The sequence below is a fragment of the Pseudideonella sakaiensis genome, from assembly GCF_048320135.1.
Classification (GTDB): Bacteria; Pseudomonadota; Gammaproteobacteria; order Burkholderiales; family Burkholderiaceae_C; genus Ideonella_A; species Ideonella_A sakaiensis_A.
Window position 1 is genome coordinate 313,511 of the sequence record NZ_CP182947.1, and the last position, 20,338, is coordinate 333,848.

General features: G+C 66.0%; 16 protein-coding genes. 10 read left to right on the top strand and 6 right to left on the bottom strand.

The window, feature by feature from the left end; translation table 11 throughout:
• Positions 1 to 43 precede the first annotated feature (43 nt).
• The 7 genes from dapD (at position 44) to ACNH6H_RS01475 (ending at position 7,203) form a co-directional block, all read left to right on the top strand.
• Positions 44 to 865 carry a 2,3,4,5-tetrahydropyridine-2,6-dicarboxylate N-succinyltransferase gene (dapD, locus tag ACNH6H_RS01445; protein WP_418314999.1) on the top strand — a complete coding sequence of 274 codons (822 nt, stop codon included), beginning with the start codon at positions 44 to 46 and terminating at the stop codon, positions 863 to 865.
• A gap of 48 nt (positions 866 to 913) precedes the next feature.
• On the top strand, positions 914 to 2,101 hold the full coding sequence (locus ACNH6H_RS01450) for a PilT/PilU family type 4a pilus ATPase (RefSeq protein WP_418315001.1): 1,188 nt from the start codon (positions 914 to 916) through the stop codon (positions 2,099 to 2,101).
• Positions 2,102 to 2,117: 16 nt separating this feature from the next.
• Positions 2,118 to 3,284 (top strand): succinyl-diaminopimelate desuccinylase, encoded by a 1,167-nt coding sequence (dapE, locus tag ACNH6H_RS01455; protein WP_418315003.1) that lies wholly within the window; start codon positions 2,118 to 2,120, stop codon positions 3,282 to 3,284.
• The gene (gene prmB, locus ACNH6H_RS01460) at positions 3,284 to 4,186 is read left to right on the top strand and encodes a 50S ribosomal protein L3 N(5)-glutamine methyltransferase (protein ID WP_418315004.1); all 903 of its coding nucleotides are present in this window, start codon (positions 3,284 to 3,286) and stop codon (positions 4,184 to 4,186) included. Before dapE ends, prmB begins: the two co-directional genes overlap by 1 nt.
• Positions 4,183 to 6,171: an ABC-F family ATP-binding cassette domain-containing protein gene (locus ACNH6H_RS01465; RefSeq protein ID WP_418315005.1), complete on the top strand. Its 1,989-nt coding sequence runs from the start codon at positions 4,183 to 4,185 to the stop codon at positions 6,169 to 6,171. The genes prmB and ACNH6H_RS01465 overlap by 4 nt, the downstream gene beginning before the upstream one ends.
• Positions 6,172 to 6,256: 85 nt before the next feature.
• Positions 6,257 to 6,763, top strand: a complete 507-nt coding sequence (locus tag ACNH6H_RS01470; RefSeq protein WP_418315007.1) for a MarR family winged helix-turn-helix transcriptional regulator — start codon at positions 6,257 to 6,259, stop codon at positions 6,761 to 6,763.
• 14 nt (positions 6,764 to 6,777) lie between these two features.
• Complete coding sequence (locus ACNH6H_RS01475) at positions 6,778 to 7,203, top strand: organic hydroperoxide resistance protein (protein ID WP_418315009.1); 426 nt, start codon at positions 6,778 to 6,780, stop codon at positions 7,201 to 7,203.
• 29 nt (positions 7,204 to 7,232) lie between these two features.
• Here the strand turns inward: ACNH6H_RS01475 and ACNH6H_RS01480 are convergent, their stop codons facing one another.
• The gene (locus ACNH6H_RS01480; protein WP_418315010.1) at positions 7,233 to 7,937 is read right to left on the bottom strand and encodes a GntR family transcriptional regulator; all 705 of its coding nucleotides are present in this window, start codon (positions 7,935 to 7,937) and stop codon (positions 7,233 to 7,235) included.
• A 199-nt stretch (positions 7,938 to 8,136) separates the two neighbouring features.
• Between ACNH6H_RS01480 and araD the strand changes: the two genes are divergently transcribed.
• The 3 genes from araD (at position 8,137) to ACNH6H_RS01495 (ending at position 12,958) form a co-directional block, all read left to right on the top strand.
• Entirely contained in the window at positions 8,137 to 9,870 is a 1,734-nt protein-coding gene (araD, locus tag ACNH6H_RS01485; RefSeq protein WP_418315012.1) for an L-arabinonate dehydratase, read from the top strand.
• Between the two features lie 143 nt (positions 9,871 to 10,013).
• A complete protein-coding gene (locus ACNH6H_RS01490; RefSeq protein ID WP_418315013.1) occupies positions 10,014 to 10,952 on the top strand; it encodes a TAXI family TRAP transporter solute-binding subunit in 939 nt (312 codons plus the stop codon).
• Between the two features lie 134 nt (positions 10,953 to 11,086).
• The gene (locus ACNH6H_RS01495) at positions 11,087 to 12,958 is read left to right on the top strand and encodes a TRAP transporter permease (protein ID WP_418315015.1); all 1,872 of its coding nucleotides are present in this window, start codon (positions 11,087 to 11,089) and stop codon (positions 12,956 to 12,958) included.
• 28 nt (positions 12,959 to 12,986) lie between these two features.
• Here ACNH6H_RS01495 and ACNH6H_RS01500 read toward each other — a convergent pair whose 3' ends face one another.
• From ACNH6H_RS01500 to ACNH6H_RS01520, 5 genes are all read right to left on the bottom strand, one after another.
• Positions 12,987 to 14,624 (bottom strand): GMC family oxidoreductase, encoded by a 1,638-nt coding sequence (locus tag ACNH6H_RS01500; RefSeq protein ID WP_418315016.1) that lies wholly within the window; start codon positions 14,622 to 14,624, stop codon positions 12,987 to 12,989.
• Between the two features lie 177 nt (positions 14,625 to 14,801).
• On the bottom strand, positions 14,802 to 16,160 hold the full coding sequence (locus ACNH6H_RS01505; protein ID WP_418315018.1) for an NAD(P)H-dependent oxidoreductase: 1,359 nt from the start codon (positions 16,158 to 16,160) through the stop codon (positions 14,802 to 14,804).
• Positions 16,157 to 17,029, bottom strand: coding sequence for a phytanoyl-CoA dioxygenase family protein (locus ACNH6H_RS01510; RefSeq protein ID WP_418315020.1), 873 nt, complete (start codon positions 17,027 to 17,029; stop codon positions 16,157 to 16,159). The genes ACNH6H_RS01505 and ACNH6H_RS01510 overlap by 4 nt, the downstream gene beginning before the upstream one ends.
• Positions 17,026 to 17,709 (bottom strand): GntR family transcriptional regulator, encoded by a 684-nt coding sequence (locus ACNH6H_RS01515; protein WP_418315022.1) that lies wholly within the window; start codon positions 17,707 to 17,709, stop codon positions 17,026 to 17,028. The genes ACNH6H_RS01510 and ACNH6H_RS01515 overlap by 4 nt, the downstream gene beginning before the upstream one ends.
• A gap of 76 nt (positions 17,710 to 17,785) precedes the next feature.
• On the bottom strand, positions 17,786 to 20,329 hold the full coding sequence (locus ACNH6H_RS01520) for an ATP-binding protein (RefSeq protein ID WP_418315024.1): 2,544 nt from the start codon (positions 20,327 to 20,329) through the stop codon (positions 17,786 to 17,788).
• Between the last annotated feature and the right edge of the window lie 9 nt (positions 20,330 to 20,338).

Sequence of the window (20,338 nt, forward strand, 5' to 3'; positions counted from 1 at the left end):
CGTGCGTCGAACGATGCCGCGCGTCGCAACCGCCCTTTCCACCATGAGCCAGTCTGCGCAATCCATCATCGACCTCGCCTGGGACAACCGTGCCTCGCTGACCCCAGCCAACAGCCCCGACGTCCGCGACGCGGTCGAACAGACGATTGCCGACCTCGACGCCGGCCGGATCCGCGTTGCCGAGCGCCAGGGCGTGGGCGACTGGAAGGTCAACCAGTGGGTCAAGAAGGCGGTGCTGCTGTCGTTCCGTCTCAACGACAACCAGACGATGCGCGCCGGCGAGCTGGCGTTCTTCGACAAGGTGAAGACCAAGTTCAGCGACCTCGGCGAGGCCGAGATGCGCGCGACCGGCGTGCGCGTGGTGCCGCCGGCGGTCGCCCGCCGCGGTTCCTTCATCGGCAAGAACGCCATCCTGATGCCTTCGTACGTCAACATCGGCGCCTATGTCGATGAAGGCACGATGGTCGATACCTGGGCCACCGTCGGCTCATGCGCGCAGATCGGCAAGAACGTGCACCTGTCGGGCGGCGTCGGCATCGGCGGCGTGCTCGAGCCGCTGCAGGCCAATCCGACGATCATCGAGGACAACTGCTTCATCGGTGCCCGCTCGGAAGTCGTCGAAGGCGTGATCGTCGAGGAAAACTCGGTGATCAGCATGGGCGTATATCTCGGCCAGAGCACGAAGATCTACAACCGCGCGACCGGCGAGGTCAGCTATGGCCGCATCCCGGCTGGCTCGGTCGTCGTCAGCGGCAACCTGCCGTCGGCCGACGGCAAATACAGCCTGTATTGCGCGGTGATCGTCAAGCAGGTCACTGCCGAAACCCGCGCGAAGACCAGCATCAACGACCTCCTGCGAGCCTAGAGCTCTCCGGCTCCGCAGCGGAGCGGTGGCGGTCTGAAAGGAAACACGATGAGCGGTGGAAATCTGGAACGGGTTCTGCGCCTGATGGCGGAAAAGGGGGCGTCCGACGTCCACCTGTCGGCGGCGACGCCGATCCTGATCAAGATCAACGGGCAGATCCTGCAATTGAGCGACCAGCCGCTGACGCCGGCGCAGCCGCGCCAGCTGCTGGCCGAACTGCTGACGCCGCGCCAGCTCGAGGAGCTCGACGATACCGGCGAACTGAACGTCGGTGTCGGCCTGACCGGCGTCGGCAGCTTCCGCTTCAGCGCCTTCAAGCAGCGTGGCACCGTCGCCGCGGTGATCCGCTGCATTCCGCACGAGATCCCGGGCCTCGATACCCTCGGCGTGCCACCGATCCTGAACAACCTGATCCTCGAAAAACGCGGCCTGATTCTGATGGTCGGCGCGACCGGCACTGGCAAGAGCACGACGCTCGCAGCGATGCTCGAGCGCCGCAATACGATGCTGGCCGGCCACATCCTGACGATCGAGGACCCGATCGAATTCCTGTTCTCGAACAAGAAGTCGGTCGTCAACCAGCGCGAGGTCGGCCGCGATACCGCATCGCTGCAGATCGGCCTGAAAAATGCGCTGCGCCAGGCGCCGGACTGCATCCTGATCGGCGAGATCCGGGATCGCGAGACGATGACCTCGGCGATCTCTTACGCGCTGTCCGGCCACCTCGTCGTCTCGACGATGCACGCGAACAACAGCTACCACGCGCTCGGCCGGATCCTGTCGTTCTATTCGCCGGAGGCCCGGCCGGCGCTGCTGTCGGACCTCGCCGCCGGCCTGCGTGCGATCGTCTCGCAGCGCCTCGTGCGCGCGGTTTCCGGCGGCCGGGTGCCGGCGGTCGAGGTGATGCTCAATACCAAGCTCGTCAGCGACCTGATCGAGCAGTCCGATTTCACCGGCGTGCGCGAGGCGATGGAGAAATCGATGGCCGAAGGTTCGCAGACCTTCGAGCAGGATCTGGCGCGGATGATCACCGCCGGCATGATCACCCGTGACGAAGGCCTCGCCTATGCCGATTCGCCGACCAACCTGATGTGGCGGCTGCAGAACGACATGGCGCCGGTTTCGCGGCTGCAGACGCCGAAGAAGGAAGAACCTGACGACATGCCGAGCTTCACCGAAATCACGCTCGACGTGCGCCCGGAAGAACCGGCGAAGCGTCCGGCCGGCGTGCGCTGAATCAAGTTTTCACACGATGTCGACGACCCTGCACCTGACCGAACAACTGATCGCTGCGGCGTCGGTGACGCCGCGCGATGCCGGCTGCCAGGCGCTGATCACGCAGCGCCTGCAGGCGATCGGCTTCGACTGCGTGCCGTTGCAGTTCGGCGACGGCGAGCAGACGGTCAGCAACCTGTGGGCGATCCGCCGTGGCCAGTCGGAAGCTGCGCCGGTGCTGGTTTTTGCCGGTCACACCGACGTCGTGCCGACCGGGCCGCTCGAACTCTGGCACAGCGACCCGTTCGTGCCGACGCACCGCAACGGCCAGTTGTACGGCCGCGGCGCGGCCGACATGAAGACTTCGCTGGCGGCGATGGTCGTCGCCGCCGAGGAATTTGTCGCCGCCGCGCCGGACCATGCCGGCTCGATCGCCTTTTTGCTGACCAGCGACGAGGAAGGTCCTGCCGTCGACGGCACCGTGAGGGTCTGCCAGTGGCTGCAGCAGCAAGGCCAGCGGCTCGACGCCTGCATCGTCGGCGAACCGACCTCGGTCGACCAGATCGGCGACATGATCAAGAACGGCCGCCGCGGCTCGCTATCGGGCAAATTGCGGATCAAGGGACTGCAAGGCCACATCGCCTACCCGCACCTCGCGCGCAACCCGATCCACCTCGCGGCGCCGGCGCTGGCCGAACTGGCCGCCGTCGTCTGGGACGAAGGCAACGAGTATTTCCCGCCGACCTCGTGGCAGATGTCGAACATCCATGCCGGCACCGGCGCCGGCAATGTGATTCCCGGCGAACTGGCGATCGATTTCAATTTCCGCTTCAGCACCGCATCGACGCCCGATGGCCTGAAGACCCGTTTGCAGGATGTGCTCGACCGCCACGGCCTGACCACCGAAATCGACTGGACGCTCGGCGGCGAGCCGTTCCTGACGCCGGTCGGCCCGCTGACCGATGCGCTGCGCAACGCGATTGCGAAAGAGACCGGCATCGCGCCGACGCTGTCGACGACCGGCGGCACGTCGGACGGCCGCTTCATTGCGAAAATCTGCGCCCAGGTCGTGGAATTCGGACCGATCAATGCGAGCATCCATCAGATCGACGAACATGTACGGGTTGCCGACATCGACGTGCTGAAAAACATCTACCGCCAGACCCTCGAGAATTTCTGCGCTGAAGCGCCGACGACCAGCTGATGACATTGATCGACCTGATTTCCGCGCAAAGCGCCCGCCTCAGACAGGCGGGCGTTTCATTTGGGCATGGCACCACGAATGCCTTCGACGAAGCCGCCTGGCTGGTGTTGTGGTCGCTCGGCCTCGACCTCGATGCGCTCGAGGCGCGTGCGAACAACGAGATTGGCGCCGAGCAGCAGGCAAAGGCCGAAGCACTGGTCACCCGCCGCATCGAGACCCGGCTGCCTGCGGCCTACCTGACTCGCGAGGCCTGGCTGCAGAACGTGCCCTTCTACATCGACGAGCGCAGCATCGTGCCGCGTTCGTTCATCGCCGAACTGCTGGCCGACGGCGAACAGACCGGCATCCTCGACGCCTGGTTGTCGGACCAGACCCGCCACGTGCTCGACCTGTGCACCGGCAACGGCAGCCTCGCGGTGATTGCCGCGATGGCCTATCCGGAAATCAGCGTCGACGCCGCCGACATCGACGACGCCGCGCTGGAGATTGCGCGCATCAATGTCGAGCGCCACCAGATGGACAAGCGGATCCGCGTGCTGAAGTCGGATCTGTTCGAGCAGATCGATGGACGCTACGACCTGATCGTCTGCAATCCGCCGTATGTGAACAGCCAGAGCATGACCGAACTGCCGGCCGAATACCGGTATGAGCCCACACTCGCACTGGCCGGCGGCGACGACGGCATGGACCTGGTGCGACGCATCATCGACGGTGCGCCGGCGCGGCTCAACGACGGCGGCGTGCTGGTGCTCGAGATCGGCAACGAGCGCGGCTTTTTCGAACAGGCCTTTCCGCGCCTCGAAGCGGCCTGGCTGGAAACCAGCGCCGGCGACGACCAGGTGCTGCTGCTGACGAAGGATGCGTTGCAGCGCCGCGCGAAGCCAGCCGGAGCGCGCCGATGATCACGATCAGCGATGTGACCCTGCGCCGCGGCACCAAGGTCGTGCTCGACTCGACCAGCGTGACGCTGCAGCCCGGTGAAAAAATCGGCCTGGTGGGCCGCAATGGCGCCGGCAAATCGAGCCTGTTCGCGCTGCTGACCGGCAAGCTGCAAAGCGATGCCGGCAATGTCTCGATGCCGCCGCGCTGGCTGATCGGCGAGGTCGCGCAGTCGATGCCGGAAACCGAGCAACCGGCGACCGACTTCGTGCTCGAGGGCGATATCCGTCTGATGCGCGCGCAGCAGGCGCTCGCCGACGCCGAAGCCGCCGACGATGGCCATGCGATGGCCGACGCGCACCACGAGATCAGCGAGGCTGGCGGCTTCGAGGCGCGGCCACGCGCACAGGCGCTGCTGATGGGCCTGGGTTTTCGCGTCGACCAGCTCGACCTGCCGGTCAACAGCTTTTCCGGCGGCTGGCGGATGCGGCTGCAGCTGGCCCGTGCGCTGATGTGCCCGGCCGACCTGATGCTGCTCGACGAGCCGACCAACCACCTCGACCTCGATGCGCTGGTCTGGCTCGAAGCCTGGCTGAAGCGCTACGACGGCACGATGATCGTGATCAGCCACGACCGCGAATTTCTCGATGCGATCACGCAGGTCACGCTGCACCTCGACGAAACCAAGCTGATCCGCTACACCGGCAACTACACCGCATTCGAGCTGATGCGCGCCGAGCGACTGGAGCAGGCGCAGGCCAGCTTCGAGAAGCAGCGCGAGCGGATGGCGCACCTGCAGAAATTCATCGACCGTTTCAAGGCCAAGGCCAGCAAGGCCAAGCAGGCGCAGAGCCGCGTGAAGGCACTGGCGCGGATGGAAAAACTCGGTCCGGTACTGACCAGCGCCGATTTCCAGTTCGAGTTCCGCGAGCCGCTGAGCCTGCCGAATCCGATGCTGGCGTTTTCGGGTGTCGCCTGCGGCTATGCCGGTGTACCAATCGTCGGCGGCATCAACCGCTCGGTGCTGGCCGGCCAGCGGATCGGCATCCTCGGCGCGAACGGCCAGGGCAAATCGACGCTGGTGAAGACGATTGCGCATGAGATCCCGCTGGTCGCCGGCGAGGTCACCGAAGGCAAGGGTTTGTCGATCGGCTATTTCGCGCAGCAGGAACTCGACGTGCTGCAACTCGATGACGGGCCACTGATGCACATGGTGCGGCTGGCGCGCGATGTCGGCCCGGCTGGCCGCGAGCAGGAGCTGCGCGACTTTCTCGGTTCGTTCCGCTTCGTCGGCGAGATGGTGAATCAGCCGGTGGGCTCCTTGTCGGGCGGCGAGAAGGCGCGTCTGGTGCTGGCGATGCTGGTCTGGCAGCGCCCCAACCTGCTGCTGCTCGACGAGCCGACCAACCACCTCGACCTGACGACCCGCGAGGCGCTGAGCATGGCGCTGAACGAGTTCGAGGGCACGGTGATGCTGGTCAGCCACGACCGCGCGCTGCTGCGCGAGGTCTGCGATGAATTCTGGCTGGTCAGTGGCGGCAAGCTCGAGCCGTTCGACGGCGATCTCGACGACTACCAGCAATGGCTGCTCGACAACTCGCGCGAGATGGCCCGGCAGGCACGCGACGCGGCACGTGGCGGCGCAGACAAGGCCAATCCGGCCGCGAAGAAGGCGGCCGCAGCACCAGTGGCGCAAGCCGCCGCGCCGCCACCGACAGCCGTATCCAAGAAGGAAGACCGCAAGGCGGCTGCCGACGCGCGCCAGCAGCGCATCGAACAGCTGAAGCCGCTGCGCAAGGAGTTCAACCGCATCGACAACCGGCTCGGTGTGCTGCACAGTGAACGCGATGCGATCGAGGCCGGATTTGCCGACAGCGGGCAGACACCCGAGCAGATCGCCGAGGCGGGGAAGCGGCTGAAGCAGATCACCGACGAGATCGAGACCCTCGAAGGCCGCTGGCTCGAACTGAGCACCGAAATCGACGCACTGAGCGACGCCACCGCCTGAGCTGGCGACAAGCTTCGACCCCAGCTCGGGCATGGTTTTTTATATTGCGCGCAATCGAATTGCCCGCAATTGATAAACTGGCGCCATGTCATCGACGTCACGCCAGCACGCCAGCGAACAGCGCAACCACCTTGCGCTCGACCGCCAGCTCTGTTTTGCGTTGTATTCGAGTTCGCTCGCGATGACCCGGCTCTACAAGCCGCTGCTCGAACCGCTCGGCCTGACCTACCCGCAATACCTGGTGCTGCTGGTGTTGTGGGAGGAAGACGACCAGTCGGTCGGCGCGCTCGGCGAAAAACTGTTCCTCGATTCCGGCACGCTGACGCCACTGCTGAAGCGGCTGCAGACGGCCGGCTGGGTCGAGCGCAGCCGCGCGGCCGACGACGAGCGCCGCGTCCAGGTGCGGCTGACGCCGGCCGGCCGTGCGCTGCGCGATCAGGCCAGCCCGCTGCCGCCTAAGGTTTTTGCCGCAACCGGCTGTGCCGCCGCCGAATTGACCACCCTCACCCACTCGCTGCAGGAACTGCGCAACCGCCTGCGTGCGGCCGCCGACAGTCCCGACACCGAATCCGTTTCCCCACCCACCCTCTGAACAGGAGATACACGATGGCCCTCGAGAAAGTCATTTACACCGCCCATGCCACGTCGACCGGCGGCCGTGCCGGAAGCAGCAAGTCGTCCGACGGCGCGCTCGAAGTCAAGCTGACGACGCCGAAGGAGCTCGGCGGCGACGGTGCCCACGGCACCAATCCCGAGCAGCTGTTTGCCGCCGGTTATTCGGCCTGCTTCATCGGTGCGCTGAAACACGTTGCCGCCGGCAAGAAGGTCAGCCTGCCGGCTGACACGTCGATCAAGGCCTCGGTCGGCATCGGCCCGATCCCGGCCGGCTTCGGCATCCAGGTGGCGATGGACGTCTCGATCCCGGGCCTCGAGCGCAAGCAGGCCGAAGAGCTGGTCGCAGCCGCCCACCAAGTCTGCCCGTACTCGAATGCGACCCGCGGCAACATCGACGTGACGCTGAACGTGGTCTGACGCAGCGGATCGGGGCCTGTGAACAGGCCCTAGTCGGCAACGACGAACTCGGGATGCTTGCGCCGGATCTGTTCGACCTGGCTCAAGGTCCCCGACAAATGGCGGCGCAGCACCCTTTGGGCCTGCGCCGCATCACCTTTGGCGATCGCGTCGACGAGTTCGGTGTGGTCGCGAACAATCGCCTGCGCCTTGCCCTCGGCCGGCAGATGCAGACGTCGCAGCCGATCGAGATCACCGCTGATGCGGCGCACCATGTCCCACAGCTGACGCACGCCGGCGGCCTCGTACATCTGCAGATGGAATCCGTGATCCAGCACTGAAAAACGCGGGATGTCGCGCGCCTGCAGCGCCGCGCGTTGTGCGGCGACGGTCGCGCGAAGTGCTTCGAGCAGAGCGGGGTCAGCATCGTCGGCGAGGTTGCTGACCACTTCGAGCTCGATCGCCAGGCGCAGAAAGTGCGCCTGCTTCACCGACGCCAGGCTGATCTGGCTGACCAGCGTCGCATGCTGCGGAAAGATGTCGATCAGCCCCTCTTCCCCGAGCCGCATCAGCGCGTCGCGCACTGGCGTCTGGCTGACGCCGAAACGAGCCGCCAGCTCGGCGCGCGACAACACCGTGCCAGGTGCCAGTTCGAGCGACAGGATCATCTGGCGAAGCCGCTCGAATACCTGCGGTGCCGCGTGGCGGGAACGATCCAGGCGCAGCGGCGGGCTCGCTTGGACGGGGCTGGACATCATGGCCATCGGTAGGCTGAAAGCATCTCGTGCTGCCTATTGAACGGCCTGCCACCGAGGCAGTCCATGGTAGTGACCCTAGTGACACACTAATGTATTAGCTGTTCAATGGGGGAATGAGTTCCTGCACAGCGCATCCGCCGACCGCGCCAGCGGCCGCTGCAACAACCACACCGCTGACCTGTCCGGAGCTGCAGCGATGACGCGCCGCAGCCCCGACGACCTGCGCAGCGCACGCTGGTTCGCGCCGGACGACCTGCGCTCGTTCGGCCACCGCTCGCGGATCATGCAGATGGGTTACGCGCCGCAGGACTGGGCCGGCCGTCCGGTGATCGCGATCCTGAACACCTGGTCCGATATCAACCCCTGCCACAGCCATTTCAAGCAGCGCGTCGAGGATGTCAAGCGCGGCGTGCTGCAGGCCGGGGGTTTTCCGATCGAACTGCCGGCGATCAGCCTGGCCGAGCAATTCGTCAAGCCGTCGACGATGCTCTACCGCAACATGCTGGCGATGGAGACCGAGGAACTGCTGCGCTCGCACCCGGTCGACGGCGCGGTGCTGATGGGCGGCTGCGACAAGACGACACCCGCCCTGCTGATGGGCGCGATCAGCGCCGGTTATCCGTGCATTTATTTGCCGGCCGGCCCGATGCTGCGCGGCAATTACCGCGGCCAGATCCTCGGCTCCGGTTCCGACGCCTGGAAATACTGGGACGAGCGGCGCGCCGGCAAGCTGAGTGCTGCCGAATGGCAGGGCGTCGAGGCCGGCATCGCGCGCAGCCATGGTCACTGCATGACGATGGGCACCGCGAGCACGATGACCGCGATTGCAGAGGCGATCGGCATGACGCTGACCGGCGCCTCGTCGATACCGGCGCCGGATGCTGGCCATCCACGGATGTCGGCCGAATGCGGCCGGCGCATCGTCGAGATGGTGTGGGAGGACCTGACACCGCAGAAGGTGCTGAGCCGTGCCTCGTTCGAGAATGCGATCGTCGTCTCGATGGCGATGGGCTGCTCGACCAATGCGGTGATCCACCTGATCGCGATGGCGCGGCGCGCCGGTTTCGACATCGGCCTCGACGATTTCGACGAGGCGAGCCGCAATGTGCCGGTGATTGCGAATATCCGGCCGAGCGGCGACCGCTACCTGATGGAGGATTTTTTCTACGCCGGCGGCCTGCCCGGCCTGATGAGCCGCTTGACCGGCCATCTGCAACTCGATGCGAAGACGGTCAACGGCGGCACGCTCGGCGACGCGCTCGCCGATGCAGCGGTCTTCGACGACGATGTGATCCGCCCGCTCGATGCGCCGATCTACGCCGAAGGCGCGCTCGCGGTGCTGCGCGGCAACCTCGCGCCGCAGGGCTGCGTGATCAAGCCGAGCGCCTGCGCGCCGCAATACCTGCGGCACAGCGGCCCGGCGCTGGTGTTCGACGACTACCCGTCGATGAAGGCGGCAATCGACGACCCCGACCTCGATGTCACCGCCGACCATGTGCTGGTGCTGCGCAATGCCGGTCCGCAAGGCGGACCGGGTATGCCCGAATGGGGGATGTTGCCGATCCCGACCAAACTGGTGCGACAGGGGGTGCGGGACATGTTGCGGCTGTCGGATGCGCGGATGAGCGGAACGAGTTATGGCGCCTGCGTGCTGCACGTTGCGCCGGAGTCGCATGTCGGCGGGCCGCTGGCGCTGCTGCGAACGGGCGACATCATTTCGGTCGATGTCGCGCAGCGCAGCATCCGGGTCGAGATCGACGACGCCGAGATGGCGCGCCGGCAGGCCGCCTGGGTTGCGCCGCCACCGCGTTTCGAGCGCGGCTACGGCTGGCTGTTTTCGCGCCATATCCGGCAGGCCGACGAAGGCTGCGATTTCGATTTTCTCGAAACCCGTTTTGGCGCACCGGTCGGCGAACCGGTCATCTACTGACGCATTGCGCCCGTGACCGATCCGCATCGATTGCTGTACCGTCAAGCGATGTCCCGGCTGCCGTTGCCGGGTCTTTCGAACAACCCGCGTCCGACGGGTTTTGCCATGTCCATCCGGACCCACCACTCACAAGGAGTCGACACATGACCAAGTTTCCGTTTCGCAAGACCCTGCTGATTGGCGCCGCTTTGTGCGCCGCCGGTGCCGTGCAGGCGCAACAGGTCAGGCTGATGACCGGCCCGCAAGGCGGCTCGTGGTATCCGCTGGGCGGCGCGATCGCCAACATCGGCGACAAGGCCGGCCTGAAGGTGCAGGTGCTGCCAGGCGCCGGCATCGCAAACGTGAAGGCGATCGAAGGCGGCAAGGCCGACATGGGATTCGCCAACTCAATCTCGACCGTCGACGGCATTGCCGGCCGTGCGCCGTTCGACACGCCGGCGAAGAATGTCTGCAACGTCGCGACGCTGTACCCGCAGTATTACCAGGTGGTCGCCAATGCGGATTCCGGCATCAACAGCATCGGTGACCTGAAAGGCAAGTCGATCGCGGTGCAGCCGAAAGGCAACACCGCCGAATTCATCAGCCAGCAGTCGCTGGAGGTCTACGGGATGAAATACCAGGACATGGGCCGCGTCAGCTATGTCTCGTATACCGATGCGGTGTCGCTGATGAAGGACAACAATGCGCAGGCCTTCACGCTCGGCACCACGGTGCCGGCGTCGGCGATCATGGATCTCGCGTCGGCGCGCGACATCAAGCTCGTCCCGATCCCCGACGACAAGTTCCAGGCGATGCGCAAGCTGAACCCTGGTTATACGAAGCTGGTGATCCCGGCCGGCAGCTATCCGAAGCAAACCGCCGACGTGCAGACGATCGGCTACGCGACCCACGTGATCGCGCGTTGCGACCTCGACGAGCAGGTTGTCTACAAGGTGTTGAAGGGCATGGTCGACAACAAGGCCGATCTGGCGGCGATCACCAAGGACATGGGCAAGGCAACGCCGAAGATGATGGCCGAGGACATCGGCGTGCCGCTGCACAAGGGTGCGATGAAGTACTACAAGGAAGTCGGCGCGATCTGATCGCCCGGACGGTCGCCGTTTTTGACGGCGCCGCTTCCGCCCGGCGGCCGCGCTTGCCGCTCCGCCGGGCCCGCTGCACGTTTGCTGCAGTGGTTTCCCCTCTCCGCTGACGCGGCCATGTGCCGGAGCATCCGATGCTGTCCTTCCCGGAAAAAGCAGCCCGCCATCTGATCACCGCGATTGCGGTGTCGATGTCGGTGTTCCATCTCTACATCGCCTTCGTCGGCCCGCCCGACGCCTATGTGATGCGCGGGTCGCACCTGGCATTCGCATTGGCGCTGTCGTTCCTGATCATGCCGGGGCTCAGCGGCCGGGCCACGAAGGTCGGCTGGTTCGACATCGTGCTGGTGCTGGTCGCGCTGGCCGGAGCGCTTTATCCGAGCGCAAGTCTCGACTACATCCAGAACCGGATGTACTACGTGGACGATCCGCGGATTGCCGACTACATCTTCGGCGGTGTGCTGATCCTGATGCTGATGGAGGCCACGCGGCGCGCGACCGGCCTCGCACTGCCGATCACCGCGCTGGTATTCCTCGTTTATGGGCTGACGATGGGCAACCAGCCGGTCTCGACGATGCTCGACCAGCTGTACCTGACGACCGAAGGCATCTTCGGCATCCCGCTGTATGTCTCGGCGACCTATGTGATGCTGTTCATCCTGTTCGGCGCCTTCGTCGAACGCAGCGGCGCCGGCCAGCTGTTCATGGACTTCGCGCTGGCGCTGGCCGGCCACACATCGGGCGGGCCTGCCAAGGTTGCGGTGATCACCAGCAGCCTGTTTGGCACCGTTTCCGGCAGCGCCGTCGCCAATGTGATGACGACCGGCACTTTCACGATCCCGCTGATGATGCGCACCGGCTATCGGCCGGGCTTCTCCGGCGCGGTCGAAGCGGTCGCGTCGACCGGTGGCCAGCTGATGCCGCCGATCATGGGTGCAGCGGCCTTCGTGATGGCCGAATTTCTCGGCGTGTCCTACCTGACGGTTGCCGCGTTCGCAATCCTGCCGGCGGTGCTGTATTACGTCGCGGTCTTCATGGCGGTTCACTTCGAAGCGAAACGCATCGGCCTGGTCGGTTTGCCGAAGGCCGACCTGCCACGCCTGAAGGAGGTGCTGCTCGACCGCGGCCACCTGTTCCTGCCGCTGGTGGTGATCATCGCGGTGCTGCTCGCCGGCAAGAGCGCTGCGCTGTCGGCGCTGCTCGGCATCGCCTCGGTGGTGCCGACGACCTGGCTGCGCAAGAGCACGCGCGGCACCTTCACGCCGAAGGCGATCGTCGAAGCGCTCGAGGCCGGCGCGCGCAATACGCTGGTCGTTGCCCTCGCCTGCGCCAGTGCCGGCATCGTGATCGGCACGATCACGTTGACCGGCCTCGGACTGACCTTCACCGGCGTTGTGCTCGCGCTGTCGCAGAACTCGCTGATCCTCGCGCTGTTCCTGACGATGCTTGCCGGCATCCTGCTCGGCATGGGCCTGCCGACGACGCCGGCCTACATCGTGCAGGTCGCGCTGCTGGTGCCGGCGCTGGTCAAGCTCGGCGTGCAAGTCGAGGCGGCCCACCTGTTCGTGCTGTATTTCGCGGTGCTGTCGGCGATCACGCCGCCGGTCGCGATGGCGGTGTATGCGGCCAACGGCATATCACGAGGCACCTTGATGGATACCAGCTGGGCCGCGGTCAAGCTCGGGCTGACCGGCTACATCATTCCGTTCATGTTCGTCTTCGCGCCGTCGCTGTTGCTGATCGGCGACCCGCTGTGGGTGATGACCTCGGTCGTCACCGCCACCGTCGGCGTGGTCTGCCTGGCTGCCGGGCTGCATGAATATTTCTTCTTCGGGCCGGCGCGCAGCTGGGAACGGGTGATGCTGATCGTCGCCGCGCTGGTGCTGATCAAGCCAGGCATCATGACCGACCTGATCGGCGTCGCATTGATCTCGCTGACAATCGCCAGCCAGCTGTGGATCAGGCCGGCCGGCCGCGGCGCTACCGCGACCGGCAAATCAGGCTGAGGCTGCTGGGCAGTGCGGGCGGCGCGTTTCAGCGCCGGTCTGCAACGATCATTGCCGCGGCCTTCTCGGCGATCATCAGCGTCGTCGCATTGGTATTCGCCGACGGCATCGTCGGCATGATCGATGCGTCGGCAATGCGCAGCCCGTCGAGCCCGTAGGGCTTCAGCTGTTGATCGACCACCGCATGCGGATCGCTTGCCGGCCCCATCCGCGCAGTGCCGATCAGGTGGTAGACGGTGGTGCCGTTTTCGCGTGCAAACTGCAGCAACTCGTCATCGCTGACCATGTTGGCGCCGGGCGCGATCTCGCTGTCGAAATACGGCGCCAGCGCCTGGCTGCCGAGAAAGCTTCGCGCGAGCCGGATGCCGGCCAGCAGCACGCGCTGATCGGTTTCGTGCGCAAGGTAGTTCGGCTGGATCTGCGGCCGCGCCAACGGATCGGGCGACACTGCACGCACATGGCCGAGGCTTTCCGGCCGGCATTGCCAGACGCCGACCGTCATGCCCGGAAACTTGTCGAGCAGGCCGACGACGCCGGCACGAAAACTGGCCGGCGTGAACGTGAACTGCAAGTCTGAGCGCTGCACCTCCGGTGCCGAGCGCCAGAATGCGCCGATCAGCGACGGGCTGACGGCGAGCAGGCTCGGCCGTCCGGCCAGCCAGCGCGCGATCTGCCACAGCAGCGGGAGTCCGGTGACAAGGTTGTTGATGGTCTTCGTATTGCGGGCGCGGGCGACCATGCGGATTGCATAGTGGTCGCGCAGGTTCTCACCGACGCCGGGCAGTTCATGGACGACTGGAATGCCGAGGCCCTGCAGCAACGGCAGCGGGCCGACGCCGGACAGTTGCAGCAGCTTCGGCGTATTGACCGCGCCAGCGCAGACGATGACTTCGCGGCGCGCGCGGACCGTCTGCAGCGCGCCATTGGCGCCGCCGCGCATGTAGCGGACACCGACCGCGCGCCGCCCGTCGAAGACGATCGCGGCTGCGTGCGCATCGGTGCGCACCTCGAGGTTGCCGCGACGCCGTGCCGGTCGCAGGAAGGCGACCGCCGAGCTGTGGCGACGGCCGTTCAGGATCGCGCGCTGGTAGACGCCGACACCGTCGCGGCTGGCGCCGTTGTAATCGGCGTTGCGCGGCAGGCCCAGCTCGACGAGGCCGCGGGTAAAGGCATCGAGCAGCGGGTGTTGCCAGTCGAGGTCGGTGATCGGCAGTTCGCCGGTGCGGCCGCGGTACTGGTCGTCGCCGGGGCCGATGCGCCGCTCGCTTTTCTTGAAATAGGGCAATACGTCCTGGTACGACCAACCGGGATTGCCGAGTGCGGCCCAGTCGTCGTAATCGGCCGCCTGGCCGCGCACGTGGTTCAAACCGTTGATCGAACCCGAGCCGCCGAGCACCCGTCCCTGTGGCAGCGAAAAGCGTCGCCCGGCGGTGCCGACCGATGGCTCCGATTCGAAACCCCAGGTGAAGCGGCTGCCGAAGACATTCTTGATGTAACCGGCCGGGATGTGGATATACGGATGCCAGTCGGACGGGCCCGATTCGAGCAGGCAGACGGTGCTGACGCCATCTTCGCTGAGGCGGCTCGCGATCAGCGCACCGGCGGTGCCGCCGCCGACGACGACATAGTCGAACTGCTCGGCATCGGCTGGCAATGCGGGGGTCATGCCCAGGGTCTCCTGAGGGTGGGGCGGGGATCGATCAGCGGGCTGGCCAAGAAGGCCGGGGCGATCTGCTCACCCCGGTCGCGCAGGCAGGCGGATCTGCGCCCTGCCCTGGCGCGACGAAGACATCGCGAGCGCCAGCCGGACCTCGCCGCTCGGCGAGGCAGGCTGCGACTCCGCTCAGGCCGATTTCAGCTGCGGCGCGGTGAACAGATCTTCCATCTCGCGCCGCACCCGGTAGGCATCGGTCGTCTGGTCGATCTCGACATCGGCCCAGCTCAGGCTCTGCCCCTTGCGGACCGGCCGAATCACCTTGACGTCATGGGCCAGGCCGAGCGGCACGCCGCCCATCGACGACGAGATCTCGGCCGGCAGCAGCTTGCCCCAGACCGTATAACCGCCCTCGCCGTCGAGTTTGTCGCCGGGTTTCAGATCTCGCTTCGCGGTCGCGACGACGTCGGCATTCCAGCCCTGTGCCACGCCGGTCGCCTCGCCGCGCAACGCGACGCTCGCAACCGACATGCCGACCTCGAGTCCGATCAGGTGCCAGCGCTTGTAAAGCGTGAAATAGCGCCCGCTCGCATCGGTCTTCGCGTTGTATTCCTCGAAGCAGTTCTTGATGTAGTCGGTCTCGGCCTCGACGGTGACGAAAACCCCCATCCGGATGTCGTAGTCGATCGGCGTGCCGTCGGTGCGCAGCGACGACACGACCTCGACCATGCCCTTGCGCTCGAGCACGCCGCCTTCGGCGACCGGCCGCATCACCGTCGGGATCTCGTCGATCGACGCCGGCGGATACAGCAGTCCGTTGCTCGGCACCAGCAGGCCGGTTGCATTGGCCACCGCGGTGCATTCGATCGACGGCTTCGAGCCGTCGAGGAAGCTGTTGAACATCTTCGGATTCAGCCCGCCGCGCTCGGCCTGCTCCGGCGTCAGTCCGTAATTGCCCCAGACCGTCTCGGGTGTCGAATCGCAGAAATGCGGCAGCCACTTGTGGCCGCGGCCGGCTGCAACGACCGGGAAGCCGCAGGTGCGCGCCCAGTCGACGAGGTCGCAGATCAGCGCCGGCTGGTCTCCGAAGGCCATCGAATAGACGACGCCGGCATCGGCGGCGCGGCGCGCCAGCAACGGGCCGCAGAAAGCGTCGGCCTCGACGGTCACGTTGACGACGTGCTTGCCGTTCGCAAAGGCACGCAAGCAGTGTTCAACCGCAGCGATCGGATGGCCGGTGCATTCGACGATCACGTCGATCGCCGGATGCGCAACCAGCGCCTGCCAGTCTTCGCCGACGTGGGTATGGCCGTTGCGCACCGCCTCGTCGAGGCTGGCCGCGCTGCTGCGCTCGGCGCTCCAGCCGACGCGTTCGAGATTCGCGCGGGCCGCGGCGGGCGACAGGTCGGCGATGCCGACCAGCTGCACGCCGGGCGTGCGCGGAATCTGCGCCAGGTACATCGAACCGAATTTGCCGGCACCGATCAGGCCGATGCGGATCGGCCGCTTTTCGGCGGCGCGTTGACGAAGCTTGTTGTAGAGGCTCATGCGGCAATCCTTTGGTCGTCGCTGGTGGTTTGAAGGGCGCTTGCCGGCAGACCGTCCTTCCACGGCAGCTCGACCGGATAGTCGCGCAGCAGGCAGTCGTCGGGCAGGCAGGGGATCGGGGTGAAATCGCGGTGCGCGATGTATTCGGGCCGCTTGTGGCGGCGGATGTGGTTGCTGACCGCGCAGAGGCTCAGATAAACCGCGACCCGGTTGAACGGCGACAGGTTCGAGCCCGATGCATGGACCAGGCAGCTGTGGAACAGGATCATCGATCCGGCCGGCCCCTTCGGCGCGACGATGCCGCCGTTTTTTCCACCGGCTCGGTCGACCAGTTGGCGGATCAACTCGTTGTCGACGGTCCACAGTGGATAACTGGTCGTCGTCAGGTCGTGTTTTGCATCGATCACGCCGCGCTTGTGGCTGCCCGGAATGAACATCAGCGGGCCGTTGTATTCGTTGACGTCGTCGAGAAAGATCGCGACGTTCATCGCCCGTTCAGTCGGCATCTGGTCGTCGTTGCGCCAGGTGCCATAGTCCTGGTGCCACTGCCAGACGTCGCCCTCGAAGGCCATCTTGCCGTTGATCTTGAACTGGTGCATGTACAGCTCCTCGCCGAGCAGGTCGGCGACCGGCTCCACCATCCGCGGATGGCGCGCGAGCTTTGCAAACGGCTCGCTGTACATGTGAGCGGCGAAATTGGTGCGCACCGCATCGCTGCCCTTCTCGCGCACGTTGTAGGCCTCGCGGCGGCTGTACAACTCGGGCACTGCTTCGGTCAGCGTGCGGGTCTCGTCGGCGCTGAACAGGCCCGGGAAAAAGAGGTAGCCGTCGCGGTCGAACTGGCGGTGTTGTGCGGTGCTGAGCTTCATGCGATCACCTTCGGAATGGATGCGAGGATGGCGGGCAGTTGGCCAAGCAGGCCCTCGCTGGCCCGTCGGCCATGGTCTTCGATCAGCGCAACGGCCGTCGCGGCGTCACCGGCCGCAATCGCGTCGCTGATCGCCTGGTGTTCGTCCCAGATTGAATTGCGCAACGGCGATGCCTGCAGCACCGCGCCCATCACGCGTTTCAGATGCACCCAGTGCAGCGACGCACTGTGCGCAATCAGCGGGTTGCCGGAGGCCGCATAGATGGCATCGTGAAAGGCGATGTCGGCGTCGATCATCGCCTTGATGCTGCGCCCGGCAGCGGCGCGGCGGCCGCGATCGATCAGTTTCGGATCGAGCGTCTGCCGGCGTTGCACCGCGAGCCGCACCGCCAGCATGTCGAGCGCGCCGCGCACCTCGTAGACATGGCTGATCGACTCGGCATCGAGTGGCGCGACCAGCAGGCCGCGCCCCGGCGCATCGAGTACCAGGCCATCCTTCTTCAGCATCCGCAGCGCCTGCAGCACCGGCTGGCGCGAAATCGAGAAGCGCTCGGCCAGGTCTTCCTGCGTGATGCGCTCGCCGGGCGCCAGCGTGCCATCGCTGATCGCATCGAGCAGCGCCCGATAGACCTGGTCGACCAGATCGGGCGCGGTTTGCAGTTTCAACAGGGCAGCAGGCATCGCGAGGCATCACCGAATTCTGTATACAGTACTCGGCAATCGCCCGCCCGCCCATGCGGGAATACCCTCGGCAGCGTCAGACGGCCGGCGCCTCAGCGTCGACAGCGGCCGGCAGTCCGGCGGCAATCCGCCGTTCGAATGCGGCCAGCTTCGCTGCTGCGTCGCGGGCCGCCGCGATGTCGTCGGTGCGCACGGCCTCTTCCAACAACTTTGCCGGCTCGTACAGCATGTCGTAGCCGACACTGCCACCGCCGCCCTTGATCGCATGGGCAAGGCGCGCGACGGCTGCCATGTCATTGCCAGCGAATGCCTGATTGATCTGGGCGATCTGATCGGCCAACTTGCGGGCGAATCGTTCGGCGATCGTTCTCAGCCTCGGGTTGTCGGCAAGGCGCGAGCGTATCGGCGAGCTGTCCTCGGCGCCCGCCGCATCGGCGCCGGCAAAGGCGCCGGTCTCGTCGTCCGCTGGCTCGAGTTCGAACCGCTCGCCGCCGAGCCGAGCCGCCAGGTCGGCCAGCAGCGCATCGATATCGATCGGCTTCGTCAGATAGCCGCTGAAGCCGGCCTGTTCGAGTTCGGCTTCGAATCCCTTCATCGCATTCGCCGTCAGTGCAACGATCGGCAAGCCACAACCATCGGCGCGCAAGCGGCGCGTCGCGCCGAGGCCATCGAGCACCGGCATCTGCAGGTCCATGAAGATGAAGTCGAAGGATTCGGCGGCAACACGATCGACGGCGATCTGGCCGTTTTCGGCCTCCTCGATCTGCAGGCCGGCTTCCTCGAGCACGACGCGCAACAGCTGCCGGTTTTCGGCGCCGTCGTCGACGACCAGCACCCGCGCCGGCGGAAATTTCCACGCGGTTCTGACCGCGCTGCCGCTTCCCAGGGACGTGTGAATCGACAACTCGTGGCGCGACAGCATCGGAACCGCTTCGATCGGTCCGGCATCGAGGCGCACGTGGAAGGTCGTGCCATGTCCGAAGATGCTGCTCGCGGTGATGTCGCCGCCCATCGCCCGCGCGAAACCGCGGCTGATCGTCAGACCGAGGCCGGTGCCGCCAAAACGCCGCGTCGTGCTCGACTCGGCCTGCACGAACGGGTCGAAAACCGCCTCGAGCTTGTCCGGCGGGATGCCGATGCCCGAATCGCTGACGTCGATGCAATAACGCGGGTTGTCGCCGCAAGGCACATCGCGATCGAGGCGCAGACTGACGCCGACACCACCACGCTCGGTGAACTTGATCGCATTGCCGATCAGGTTGGTCAGGATCTGCCGCAGCCGCGCCGGGTCGCCGACGATGGTGGCTGGCAACGCGTCGGGGAACTGCAGTTCGAGCGTCAGGCCCTTCTCGACCGCGCGCACGTTCATCGTCTCGACCACTTCGCTGGCCACGCGGTGCGGCGCAAACGGCACCCGCTCGGCCTCGAGGCGGCCGGCCTCGACCTTCGACAGGTCGAGGATGTCGTTGATCAGCGTCAGCAGGTGGCGGCCGCTCGAATGGATGATGTCCAGGTGCCGGCTCGCGCTGCGCGGATCGCGCAGCGCGCCGCGCCGCAACACGTCGGTGAAGCCGAGGATCGCATTCATCGGCGTGCGGATCTCGTGGCTCATGTTGGCCAGAAACTGGCTCTTCGCCTGGTTCGCATTGTCGGCCTCGATTTTTGCCGCCTGCAACGCGACGCCTCGCTGCTCGAGTTCGGTGACGTCCTGCAGGCTGACCAGCACACCCTGCTGCCGCCCGCCAGCGCCGAGGATCGGCGTGCAATTGGTGCGGAAGGTCGACGGCTGGCCCGAAATCCCGACCACGACCAGTTGCACGTTGCGCTGGATCTGCCCGTCGCGCAGCGCGATGGCCCACGGCAGCGCGTCGCGATCCGGCCGGCTGCCGTCGGCCAGCGTCCATGCGAGGTGGCCGGCCGACTGGCCGATCAAGGCATCCGGCTCGGCACCAAGCACGTCGGCGAGCGACTGGTTGGCGAGCATGATCACGCCATCGGCATCGAGCACCAGCAGGCCTTCGGTCAATGAATCGAGCGCATGGCGCACGCGGCTCGGGATCGTTCGCGACGGATCGAGGTGGCGCAACATGCGCTTCAGATAAAACAGGAAAACCAGCAGTCCGCTGCCGAACATGAAGGCGCTCAGCAGCAGCAGCGGATCTTGCAGTTCACCGTGCCAGCCGGCCGCGCGCAGCGGCGTGAAACCAAATTCGATTTCGCCCCAGGGCTGCCCGCCCTGCCAGATCGGAACAACCACCTCGGCCGCGGTCGAATGGCTTCTTGCGCCCGGCTGCCAGCTCGCGGCATGGCCATTGACATCGATCAGCAGTTGTCCGTCGGCGGCCCGTACACCGATCGAGCGCAGATCCTTGCTGCGCGACATGATGACCGACAGCAGGCCCTTCAGCGCTTCCGGTTCGGCTTCGTCGAGCAGCGCCGACGACGTGATCGCGACCGCCTGCGCCAGCTCCGACCGGTGCTGCCTGGCCAGCGCTTCGCGGTCCGGCACGAAACCGAGGTAGGCGGCAACCAGCAGCAGCGTGACGGTCAGCGAAGCCAGCCCGAGCGCGAGGTAGACGCGGGTATTGAGCAGGCGGAAGATGCGCGGGCGCTTGGTCACGGCAGCAAT

Excerpts from the sequence above, each read along its gene's own strand:
- dapD (WP_418314999.1), top strand. The coding sequence starts at position 44 with ATGAGCCAGTCTGCGCAATCCATCATCGACCTCGCCTGGGACAACCGT.
- ACNH6H_RS01450 (WP_418315001.1), top strand. The coding sequence starts at position 914 with ATGAGCGGTGGAAATCTGGAACGGGTTCTGCGCCTGATGGCGGAAAAG.
- dapE (WP_418315003.1), top strand. The coding sequence starts at position 2,118 with ATGTCGACGACCCTGCACCTGACCGAACAACTGATCGCTGCGGCGTCG.
- prmB (WP_418315004.1), top strand. The coding sequence starts at position 3,284 with ATGACATTGATCGACCTGATTTCCGCGCAAAGCGCCCGCCTCAGACAG.
- ACNH6H_RS01465 (WP_418315005.1), top strand. The coding sequence starts at position 4,183 with ATGATCACGATCAGCGATGTGACCCTGCGCCGCGGCACCAAGGTCGTG.
- ACNH6H_RS01470 (WP_418315007.1), top strand. The coding sequence starts at position 6,257 with ATGTCATCGACGTCACGCCAGCACGCCAGCGAACAGCGCAACCACCTT.
- ACNH6H_RS01475 (WP_418315009.1), top strand. The coding sequence starts at position 6,778 with ATGGCCCTCGAGAAAGTCATTTACACCGCCCATGCCACGTCGACCGGC.
- ACNH6H_RS01480 (WP_418315010.1), bottom strand. The coding sequence starts at position 7,937 with ATGTCCAGCCCCGTCCAAGCGAGCCCGCCGCTGCGCCTGGATCGTTCC.
- araD (WP_418315012.1), top strand. The coding sequence starts at position 8,137 with ATGACGCGCCGCAGCCCCGACGACCTGCGCAGCGCACGCTGGTTCGCG.
- ACNH6H_RS01490 (WP_418315013.1), top strand. The coding sequence starts at position 10,014 with ATGACCAAGTTTCCGTTTCGCAAGACCCTGCTGATTGGCGCCGCTTTG.
- ACNH6H_RS01495 (WP_418315015.1), top strand. The coding sequence starts at position 11,087 with ATGCTGTCCTTCCCGGAAAAAGCAGCCCGCCATCTGATCACCGCGATT.
- ACNH6H_RS01500 (WP_418315016.1), bottom strand. The coding sequence starts at position 14,624 with ATGACCCCCGCATTGCCAGCCGATGCCGAGCAGTTCGACTATGTCGTC.
- ACNH6H_RS01505 (WP_418315018.1), bottom strand. The coding sequence starts at position 16,160 with ATGAGCCTCTACAACAAGCTTCGTCAACGCGCCGCCGAAAAGCGGCCG.
- ACNH6H_RS01510 (WP_418315020.1), bottom strand. The coding sequence starts at position 17,029 with ATGAAGCTCAGCACCGCACAACACCGCCAGTTCGACCGCGACGGCTAC.
- ACNH6H_RS01515 (WP_418315022.1), bottom strand. The coding sequence starts at position 17,709 with ATGCCTGCTGCCCTGTTGAAACTGCAAACCGCGCCCGATCTGGTCGAC.